We start from the raw sequence: 1097 nt of genomic DNA, 5'->3' as shown, positions 1-1097 counted from the left end.
TATTCTCATAATATTATATATATATATTTCCCTTTCTAAAAATAATAATAATTATATATAATAATAATATAATTATATATATATATATTATAATAATAATAATAATAATAATAATAAATAATAATAATTATTTTTATTAATAATATTAATATATTATAATTATTAATAAATATTAATAAAAATAGCTCTCTTAGCTTAATGGTTAAAGCATAATACTTCTAATATTAATATTCCATGTTCAAATCATGGAGAGAGTAATTATATTATATTAATAATCCCCCCCCCATTTTTAATTAAATTAAGAAGTTTAATTTACTATTTAATAATAAATGAAATAATAATAATAGATATAAGTTAATTGGTAAACTGGATGTCTTCCAAACATTGAATGCGAGTTCGATTCTCGCTATCTATAATTAATATTAATATAAATTAATATCCTATAATTAATTAAATACAAAATTATATTAAAACTTATATTATATTATATTATAATATTATATTATTATTATATAAAAATATAATAATAATAATATTTAATTTTATTTAATAATAATATTTTATATAATAAAATAATCATATTTATAATATTTAATATTAATAATAATTTATTATAATAATTCTTTAATATACTTATTTATTATTATTTTAATAAATAAATATAATTCTTATAAATATATTATAACAAAATATATTATATTTTAATTAAATACAATATTATAAATATATATATATATATAAATATTTATATAAAAAAAAAATAAAAATATTTTAATAATTATTCTTTATAAATAAATAATGATAATAATAATTTATAATAATCTCCTTGTGGGGTTCCGGCTCCCGTGGCCGGGCCCCGGAACTATAATATATTTTAATATATTTTTTATTACTCCTCCTTTGGGGTCCGCCCCGCGGGGGCGGGGCGGACTATAATAATTTTTTATTGATAAAAAAGTATATATAATATAATTAATATATTTCTTTTTATATAAATTATAAATATTATTTTATAATAAAAAAAGTATATATAATATTAGATATTTAATAAATAATATAATAATAATATAAATAAATATATATATATTATTAATATA

Annotated in this window: 1 tRNA gene; it reads left to right on the top strand. The window is 13.2% G+C overall.

The window, feature by feature from the left end:
- Positions 1-343: 343 nt before the first annotated feature.
- Positions 344-415, top strand: a tRNA-Gly gene (locus IE124_RS36215).
- Positions 416-1097: the final 682 nt, after the last annotated feature.

It is taken from the genome of Streptomyces narbonensis, from assembly GCF_014649015.1.
GTDB lineage: Bacteria > Actinomycetota > Actinomycetes > Streptomycetales > Streptomycetaceae > Streptomyces > Streptomyces narbonensis.
This window is presented reverse-complemented; position numbering and strand designations above follow the sequence as displayed.